The sequence below is a fragment of the Streptomyces sp. NPDC041200 genome (genome assembly GCF_055591805.1).
Map to the genome: position 1 here is coordinate 23,385 of NZ_JBVIZF010000048.1, position 10,157 is coordinate 33,541.

At 74.1% G+C, this 10,157-nt stretch carries 1 protein-coding gene; it reads left to right on the forward strand.

Going from position 1 to position 10,157, the window contains the following annotated elements; all coding sequences use genetic code 11:
- Window positions 1-36: 36 nt before the first annotated feature.
- On the forward strand, window positions 37-10,157 hold a 10,121-nt coding region (locus ACZ6CL_RS39430), incomplete at its 3' end, for a type I polyketide synthase (protein WP_468945531.1).

The window sequence follows — 10,157 nt, forward strand, 5'->3', positions numbered from 1 at the left end:
GGACGAACGCCAGCCCGGCGTTTTCGACAGCGCGCGATGAGGGAGGCACTCGCCACCATGACGAGTGATCTTGTTCACGGTACTGATGCCATCGCAATCACCGGCGTGTCGTGCCGCCTCCCCCAGGCGCCCGACCCCGGTGCCTTCTGGGAGTTGCTGCGCGCGGGCCGCAGTGCCATCACCGAGGTGCCGCCGGACCGCTGGGACCCGGACGCGGTCCTGCCGGACGAGGGGGAACGGCATCGGGCCGGGCTGCGCCACGGCGGATTCCTGGACCGGGTGGACGCGTTCGACGCGGCGTTCTTCGGCATCTCGCCACGCGAGGCGGTGGCGATCGACCCGCAGCAGCGGCTGTTCGCCGAACTGGCCTGGGAGGCCCTGGAGGACGCGGGCATCGTCCCGGAGACGCTGCGTTCCACCGCGACGGGTGTGATGGTCGGGGCGATCGCCGCCGACTACGCGGCGGTGGCGCGGCGCGGCGGCGCGATCACCCAGCACTCGCTGCCGGGGCTGAACCGTGGTGTCATCGCCAACCGGGTGTCGTACGCGCTGGGTCTGCGCGGCCCGAGCCTGGCGGTGGACACCGCACAGTCGTCGTCGCTGGTGGCGGTCCACCTGGCGGTGGAGAGCCTGCGCAAGGGCGAGTGCACGCTGGCGCTGGCGGGCGGTGTGGCGCTCAACTTCGCGCCCGAGAGCGCCGAGGTCGCCGGGCGGTTCGGCGGGCTGTCGCCGGACGGGCGCTGCTTCACCTTCGACGCGCGGGCCAACGGTTACGTACGCGGTGAGGGCGGCGGGGTCGTCGTACTGAAACCGCTGGTGGACGCGGTGCGCGACGGGGACACGGTGTACGGGGTCATCGTCGGCAGCGCGGTCAACAACGACGGCGCCACCGACGGGCTCACCGTGCCCAGCGCCGAGGCGCAGGCGGCGGTGGCGCGGCAGGCGTGCGAGGACGCGGGGGTGGACCCGGCGCGGGTGCGCTACGTGGAGCTGCACGGAACGGGCACGCCGACGGGCGACCCGCTGGAGGCGGCGGGCGTGGGCGCCGCGTACGGCAGCGCACGGCCCGCGGGCTCGCCCGTGCTCGTCGGCTCGGCCAAGACCAACGTCGGGCATCTGGAGGGCGCGGCGGGGATCGTCGGGCTGATCAAGACGGCGCTGAGCATCCGGCACCGGGAGATCCCGGCGAGCCTCAACTACGAGACTCCGCACCCCCGCATCGACCCCGAGGCGCTGAACCTGCGGGTCCAGAGCGAGCGCGGGCCGTGGCCGGACGCGCCGCTGCTGGCCGGGGTGAGTTCGTTCGGCGTGGGCGGGACCAACTGCCACGTCGTGGTCGCCGAGCGGCCCGCCGCGCCGAAGAGCGCCGAGGTGTCGCACGGCGACGGGTCGGCGGTACCGCTGGCGCCGTGGCTGGTGTCCGGGCGTACGGAGGCGGCCCTGCGCGCCCAGGCAGGGCGGCTGCGCGAGCGGCGGACGGCCGATACCGGATCCGACGCGTACGACATCGGCTGGTCGCTCGCCCGCACCCGCACCCACTTCGAGCACCGCGCCGTGGCGCTCGGGCTCGACCACGACGCGCAGCTGGCGGCGTTGCGGACCGGGGACGAAGTGCCGGGCCTGATCACGGGTGTCACGGGCGACCACGGCAAGGTGGCGCTGGTGTTCCCGGGGCAGGGCTCGCAGTGGGAGGGCATGGCGCGCGAGCTGCTGCGTACGTCGCCGGTCTTCCGCGCCTCGGTCGAGGCGTGCCACGCGGCGCTGGCCCCGCACACCGACTGGTCGCTGCTGGACACGCTCACCGGTGCGCCCGGCGCGCCGTCCCTGGAGCGCGCGGATGTCGTCCAGCCCGTGCTGTTCGCGGTGATGGTGTCGCTCGCCCGGGTGTGGGAGTCGCTGGGGGTGCGCCCGGACGCGGTGGTCGGGCATTCGCAGGGCGAGGTGGCCGCCGCGCACATCGCGGGGGCGCTCAGCCTGGAGGACGCCGCCAGGGTGGTGGCGCTGCGCAGCCGGACCATCATGACGTTGGCGGGCACCGGGGCGATGGCGTCGGTGCCGCTCCCGGCCGACCAGGTCGCCGCGTACATCGCCCCCTTCGGCGACGGGCTGAGCGTCGCCGCGGTCAACGGGCCCGGCACCACGGTGGTGGCCGGCGCGCCCGGGGTGGTGGCCGCGTTACTGGCCCGTTGCGAGGAGGACGGGATCCGGGCGAAGGCCGTACCGGCCGTGGACTTCGCCTCGCACTCGCCGCATATGGAGGCCATCCGGGAGCGGTTGCTGGAGCAGCTGGCGGGGGTGACGCCGCGTTCGTGTGACATCGCGTTCTACTCCACGGTCACCGGAGACGCCATCGACACGGCCGGGCTGGACGCCGCGTACTGGTACACCAACCTCCGTCAGCCCGTCCTCTTCGAGGCGACGCTCCGGAGCATGGCGGAGGCCGGGTTCGGCACGTTCGTCGAGTCGAGCCCGCATCCCGTCCTCACACTCGGACTGCGCGAGACGCTGCCGGAGGCGCTGGTGGTGGGGTCGCTGCGGCGCAACGAGGCGCCGTGGCCACCGCTGCTGACCTCGCTGGCGGAGCTGCATGTGCGCGGCCTGCCCGTGGACTGGTCCGCCGTCTTCGCGGGGCGGACGCCGCGTCGCGTGGCGCTGCCCACGTACGCGTTCCAGCGCGAGCGCTACTGGCCGCAGGTGTCCACCGACTTCGAGCCGGTCGCACGGGCCGCCACCCCGCAGCAGGAGAGCCGGGCGGAAAAGTCCGCGGCGGAGGCGACGTGGGCGGAGCGGCTTGCCCGGCTGACGGAGGACGAGCGGCACCGTACGGCGCTGGAGCTGGTGCGGCTGCGTACGGCCATCGTGCTCGGCCATCTGAGCATGGACACGATGGACGTCGACCGGGCGTTCCGTGAGCTGGGCATGGACTCCACAATGGCGGTCCAGCTGCGGCAGAACCTCATGGACGCCACCGCGCTGGCGCTGCCGGAAACCATCGTCTTCGACCATCCGAGCCCGGCCCGGCTGGCGGAGAAGCTGCGCGAACTGGCCCTGGGCGAGGATGCGTTGCCCGTCGCGTCCGCAGCGCGTGCGGTGGCATCGGCGGTGGACGCCGACGACCCGATCGTGGTCGTCGGCATGGCCTGCCGCTACCCCGGTGGTGCCGGTTCGCCCGAGGAGCTGTGGCAGCTGGTCGACGGCGGCGTGGACGCCATTTCCGGGTTCCCCACCGACCGGGGCTGGGACCTGGACGCCCTGTACGACCCCGAGCCCGGTGTGCGGGGCAAGACCTACACCCGGCACGGCGGGTTCCTGGACGACGCGGCCGGGTTCGACGCGGAGTTCTTCGGCATCAGCCCGCGCGAGGCCACCGCGATGGACCCGCAGCAGCGGGTGCTGCTGCAGGTCACCTGGGAGGCGTTCGAGCGCGCCGGGATCGATCCGGGCACGCTGCGGGGCAGCAGCACCGGGGTGTTCGTGGGCGCGATGTCGCAGGAGTACGGCCCTCGGCTGCACGAGGGCGACGACGGGCTGGGGGGCTATCTGCTCACCGGCACCACCGCGAGTGTCGCCTCGGGGCGGCTCGCCTACACCTTCGGGCTCGAAGGTCCGGCGGTGACGATCGACACGGCCTGCTCGTCGTCGCTGGTCGCGATGCACCAGGCGGTGCAGGCGCTGCGGGTCGGGGACTGCGCGCTGGCGGTGGCGGGCGGCGTCACGGTCATGGCGACCGCCGGCATGTTCGTGGAGTTCGGGCAGCAGCGGGGGCTGGCTGCGGACGGCCGGTGCAAGTCGTTCGCGGCCGGCGCGGACGGCACGATCTGGGCCGAGGGCGCGGGCATGGTCCTGCTCGAACGGCTCTCGGACGCGCGGGCCAACGGCCACTCTGTCCTGGCCGTGATCCGTGGTTCGGCGGTCAACCAGGACGGCGCGTCCAACGGCCTGACCGCGCCGAACGGTCCGTCACAGCAGCGCGTCATCACCGCCGCGCTGGCAGGTGCCGGGCTCACGCCCGACCAGGTGGACGCCGTGGAGGGCCACGGCACCGGCACCACCCTGGGCGACCCCATCGAGGCGCAGGCGCTGCTCGCCACCTACGGTCAGGGGCGCGCGGAGCCGCTGTGGCTGGGCTCGTTGAAGTCCAACATCGGCCACGCGCAGGCGGCGGCCGGTGTCGGTGGCGTCATCAAGATGATCGAGGCCATGCGCCACGGCACCCTGCCCAGAACCCTCCACGTCGACGAGCCCAGCCCGCACATCGACTGGACCACCGGCAACATCCGGCTCCTCGCCGAGGCCCGGCCCTGGCCCGAGAACGGCCACCCGCGCCGTGCCGCCGTCTCCTCCTTCGGCATCAGCGGCACCAACGCCCACCTCATCGTCGAACAAGCCCCCGCGTCCGAGGACGCCGAGGACCGGCAGGGCCAGGACGCTCCCGAGGGGACCCTGATCCCGTGGGTGCTCTCCGCCAAGTCCGAGCAGGCCCTGCGGGACCAGGCCCGACGGCTGCGCGGCCACCTGGCCGAGCGTCCCGGCCTCACACCCCGCGCCATCGGTCACTCGCTGGCCACCACGCGCGCTCATCTCCCCCAGCGCGCCGCCGTCATCGCGGCCGACCGCGAGGCGTTCGACCGCGCGCTGGACGCCCTCACGCGCGGTGAACCGTCGCCCGCCCTGGTGCGCGGCACCGCCCGCCCCGGCAGGACCGTCTTCCTGTTCACGGGGCAGGGAAGTCAGCGGCTGGGGATGGGCCGGGGGCTGTACGAGGCGTTCCCGGTGTTCGCGCGCGCCTTCGACGACGTGTGCGCCGTGCTCGACCCGGCGGTGCGCGAGGTGATGTGGGGCGACGAGAAGGCGCTCCACCGTACGGAGTTCACCCAGCCCGCCATCTTCGCGGTGGAGGTGGCGCTGTTCCGGCTCGTGGAGTCCTGGGGCGTACGGCCCGACTTCGTCGCCGGTCACTCGATCGGTGAGCTGGCCGCCGCGCATGTCGCCGGGGTGTTCTCGCTGGAGGACGCCGCCGCGCTGATCACGGCGCGGGGGCGGCTGATGGGGGCGCTGCCACCCGGGGGTGCGATGGTGGCGGTCGAGGCCACCGAGGACGAGGTGGCCCCCTACCTGACGGAGCGGGTGGACCTCGCGGCCGTCAACGGGCCCGCCTCCGTGGTGCTTTCCGGCGCCGAGGACGCCGTCACCGGCGCCGTCACCTCGATGGTGGAACAGCTCGGTGAGCGCAGGACGAACCGCCTCACGGTGTCCCACGCGTTCCACTCGCCGCTGATGGACCCGATGCTGGCGGACTTCCGCCAGGTCGCCCAGGGCGTGACATACGCCGAGCCGAGCGTCCCGGTGATGGCGGATGGCGATGTGGCGCAGCCTGAGTACTGGGTACGGCATGTGCGCGGGACGGTCCGGTTCGCCGACGCGGTGACCCGGCTGGAGGCCGAAGGCGTCACCCACTACGTGGAGTTGGGGCCTGACGGTGTCCTCACCGCCATGGTCCGCCACTGCCTCACCGACCCCGACACCGCTGCCCTCGTTCCCACCCTCCACCGCGATCGCGACGAGCCGCAGGCGCTGATGGGCGCTCTCGGCCGTCTGCACACCCATGGCGTCGCCATCGACTGGGCCCGGCTGTTCGGCGAGGCCCGGCCCCCGGCCGTCGACCTGCCCACGTACCCGTTCCAGCGCGAGCGCTACTGGCTGGACACGCCGAAGCCCACCGTGGGCGCCGATGGCCTGGGGCTGACGGCCACCGGCCATCCGATCCTGACCACCGCGGCCGAACTCCCCGACCCGGGTGGACTGCTCCTGACCGGCCGCGTGAACACCGCCAGCCCCGGCTGGGCGGCCGACCACGCCGTGTTCGGCACCCCGGTCATGCCGGGCGTGGCGTTCGTGGACATGCTGCTGCACGCCGCGTCGCGGGTGGGGTGTGCCCGCGTCGAGGAGCTGACCCACCACGTCTTCCTGGCGCTGCCCGAGCACGGCGCCCTCCAGCTGCGGGTGCTCGTACGGGCGGCGGATGACGCGGGGCGGCGTACCTTCGCCGTCCACTCACGTCCCGAGGACGCCCCGCCGGGCGCCGACTGGACCTGCCACGCCACCGGTGTGCTCGGTGCCGTCGGTCCCGAGGACACCACCGCTGCCGCCGACGCGGCCTGGCCACCGGCCTCCGCCGAACCCCTCGGCACCGACGGCTTCTACCGGCGGCTCGCCGACGCCGGATTCGGCTACGGCCCACTCTTCCAGGGGCTCACGGCCGCCTGGCGGGACAGCGACGGCGTGCTCTACGCCGAGGTCGCCCTGCCCGCGGGCACCGCCCCCGGCCCCTACGGCGTCCACCCCGGGCTGCTCGACTCCGCGCTGCACCCGCTCGCCCTGGCCGGGGGCGACTCCGAGGACGGCACGCTCAATGTGCCGTTCTCCTGGAACGGCGTGGCCCTCCACACGACGGGCGCCCGCGCCCTGCGGGTCCGGCTCGCGCCCCTCGCGGCCGACGCGGTCGCACTGCGGGTCATGGACCCGGCCGGTGCGCCGGTCCTGACCGTCGACTCCCTCGTCCTGCGCCCGGTCGGCCCCGAGCAGCTCGCCGCGGCCAGGCCCGACCGCGACGGCGCGCTCCACGAGGTCACCTGGCGCGCGGTGGCCACGCCACCGGATGCCGCCGTGTCCCCCGGGGACGGGGCGGGATGGGCCGTGGTCGGGGACGCGGACGACCGGCTGGTCGGCGCGGCACGGGCAGCGCTCGGCCCGGCGGCCGAGACGTACCCGGACGCCGAAGCCCTGGGGGTGGCGCTGCGGTCCGGTGCGGCCCGGCCGGAGACGGTCGTCGCCCGGTGCGCCGACGATGTCGCAGATGTCGACCCGGCCGAGGCGGCACACGTCGCGACGCGCCACGCCCTGGACCTGCTCCAGACGGTCCTGGCCGATGGGGAGCCGGGCTCGCGCCTGGTGTTCCTCACCGAGGGCGCGATGTCCACCGACACGGACCACACCGGGCCCGGAGGCGCCGATCCGGCCGCAGCCTCGGTGTGGGGCCTGATCCGCTCGGCCCAGACCGAGAACCCGGACCGGTTCACCCTCATCGACGTCGATGGCTCGCGGGCCTCCGAAGAAGCCGTCGAGGCGGCCCTGTCCGCCGGAGAACCCCAACTTGCCGTACGCGAAGGTCAGTTACTCGTCCCCCGTCTCACCCCCCTGGCCACGGCGCCACCCACTCCCCCGTCGCCCGCCACCGCGTTCGACGCGCGGCGCACGGTGCTCATCACCGGTGGCACCGGCGCCCTCGGCGCCCTCCTCGCGCGCCACCTGGTGACCCGGTACGGAGTCAGGAAGCTGCTGCTGACCAGCCGGAGCGGCCCCGAAGCGGCGGGCCACCTCACCGAGGAGCTGACCGCTCTCGGCGCCGAGGTCACCGTCGCCGCCTGCGACGTCGGCGACCGCGGGGCCCTGGCCGCGCTGCTGGCGACCCTGCCCGATGACCACCCGCTCGGCGCGGTGGTGCACTGCGCGGGCGTGCTGGACGACGGCGTGGTCACCGAACTCGGGCCGGACCGGCTGGACACGGTGCTGCGCCCCAAGGCCGACGGCGCGTGGAACCTCCACCTGGCGACCCGGGATGCCGACCTGACCGCGTTCGTGCTCTTCTCCTCCGTGGCGGGCACCCTGGGCACGGCCGGACAGGCCAACTACGCCGCCGCCAACGCCTTCCTCGACGCGCTCGCCCACCACCGCCGCGCACACGGCCTGCCCGCCACCTCCCTCGCCTGGGGCCTCTGGGCGGAGGACGGCGGCATGGGCGGCACCCTGGACCGGCGGGGCCTGGCCCGTATGAGCCGCGAGGGGCTGGCGCCGATGCCCACCGCGCGGGCCCTCGCGCTCTTCGACGTGGCCCTCGCCACCGAGCGCACGGTGCTCGTGCCCACCGGGCTCGATGTCACCGGCGTACGCGCGTCGCAGCGGGCGTCGAGCCCGCTGTCCCCGCTGCTCGCCGACCTGGCCCCCGCTCAGGCCCCGGCTCCGCGCTCCGACCGGACCAGCGACACCGGCCAGGACGCCTCGCTGCGCGTGCGGCTCGCCGGGCTGCCCGAGGCCGAACAGCGCGACCTGTTGCTGGACGTCCTCCGCATGCACATCGCCACCGTCCTGGGCCACAGCTCGCCGCCCGCCATCGACCCCGGAACCTCGTTCAAGGACCTGGGCTTCGACTCGCTCGCGGGCATCGAACTGCTCATCGTCCTGGGCGAGGCGCTGGGGCTGCATCTGCCGTCCACCATGCTGTTCGACCACCCCACACCCGCCGCCCTGATCACCCACCTCAAGGACGAACTGGTCGGCGACGCTCCCCTCCCGGACGCCCCTGCCCCTGCCTCTGCCCCTGCCCAAGCGACGGGCGCCGCGGAGACCCCACGCGCCGTCGACACCGGGACCACGACGACCACCACGGCCGCGCCCTCCGACGACGAGCCGATCGCGGTCATCGGCATGGGGTGCCGTTTCCCCGGTGGCGCGAGCACACCGGAGGCGCTGTGGCGGCTGGTGGCCGAGGGCCGCGACGCCGTGGGAGCGTTCCCGGACAACCGTGGCTGGGACCTCGACGACCTGTACGACCCCGACCCCGAGGTGCGCGGCAAGACCTACGCCCGCGAGGGTGGATTCCTCTACGACGCGGCCGAGTTCGACGCCGAGTTCTTCGGTATCAGCCCCCGCGAAGCCCTCGCGCTCGACCCCCAGCAGCGGCTGCTGCTGGAGACCGCCTGGGAGACGTTCGAGGACGCGGGGCTGCGCCCCGACACCCTGAACGGCAGCGCCACCGGCGTCTTCGCCGGAGTCGTCACCCAGGAGTACGGCTCCCTCGTCCACCAGGGCAGCGAGCCCGTCGACGGCTTCCTGCTGACGGGCACGACGGCGAGCGTGGCGTCCGGGCGGGTGGCGTACACGTTCGGCTTCGAGGGCCCGGCGGTCACGGTCGACACCGCCTGCTCCTCTTCCCTGGTGGCCTTGCACATGGCCTGCCAGTCGCTGCGGAGCGATGAGTGCTCCATGGCCCTGGCCGGTGGCGCCACCGTCATGGCCAACGCCGGGATGTTCCTGGAGTTCAGCCGCCAGCGCGGACTGGCGCCCGACGGCCGGTGCAAGTCGTTCTCCGCCGCTGCGGACGGCACGATCTGGGCCGAGGGCGCGGGCATGGTCCTGCTCGAAAAGCTCTCCGACGCCCAGGCCAAGGGCCACCGAGTCCTGGCCGTCATCCGTGGCTCGGCGGTCAACCAGGACGGCGCGTCCAACGGCCTGACCGCGCCGAACGGTCCGTCACAGCAGCGCGTCATCACCGCCGCGCTGGCCAGCGCCCGGCTCACCCCGGACCAGGTGGACGCCGTCGAAGGCCACGGCACCGGCACCACCCTGGGCGACCCCATCGAGGCGAAGGCCCTGCTGGCCACCTACGGGCAGAACCGCGACGAGCCGCTGTGGCTGGGCTCGTTCAAGTCCAACATCGGCCACGCGCAGGCGGCCGCCGGTATCGGTGGCGTCATCAAGATGATCCAGGCCATGCGCCACGCCACCCTGCCCAAGACCCTCCACGTCGACGAGCCCAGCCCCCACATCGACTGGACCACCGGCAGTGTCCAGCTGCTCACCGAGGCCCGCCCCTGGCCCGAGAGCGACCACCCGCGCCGCGCCGCCGTCTCCGCCTTCGGCATCAGCGGCACCAACGCCCACCTCATCCTCGAACAGGCCCCCACGCCCGCGCAGCTCGAACCGGCCCCGGACCCGGACACCACACCACGGCCGACCACGGCCCCCTGGATCCTGTCCGCCAAGACCGAGCAGGCCCTCCGGGCCCAGGCCCAGCAATTACGTAGCCACCTGGAGCTGAGCCCCGAGCCGCCGCACCCGGGCCGAGTCGCCGACGCACTCGCCACCACGCGGACGCTCTTCCACCACCGGGCCGTGGTGGTGGCGGACGAGCGGGAGGCCTTCGACCGCGCGCTGGACGCCCTCACTCGCGGCGAGCCTTCCCCGGCCGTGGTCCACGGCACGCCCCACCCGGGCAAGACCGCCTTCCTGTTCACCGGCCAAGGCGCCCAACGAGCGGGCATGGGACGTCGGCTCTACGACACCTACCCCGTCTTCCGGGACGCGTTCGACGAGGTCTG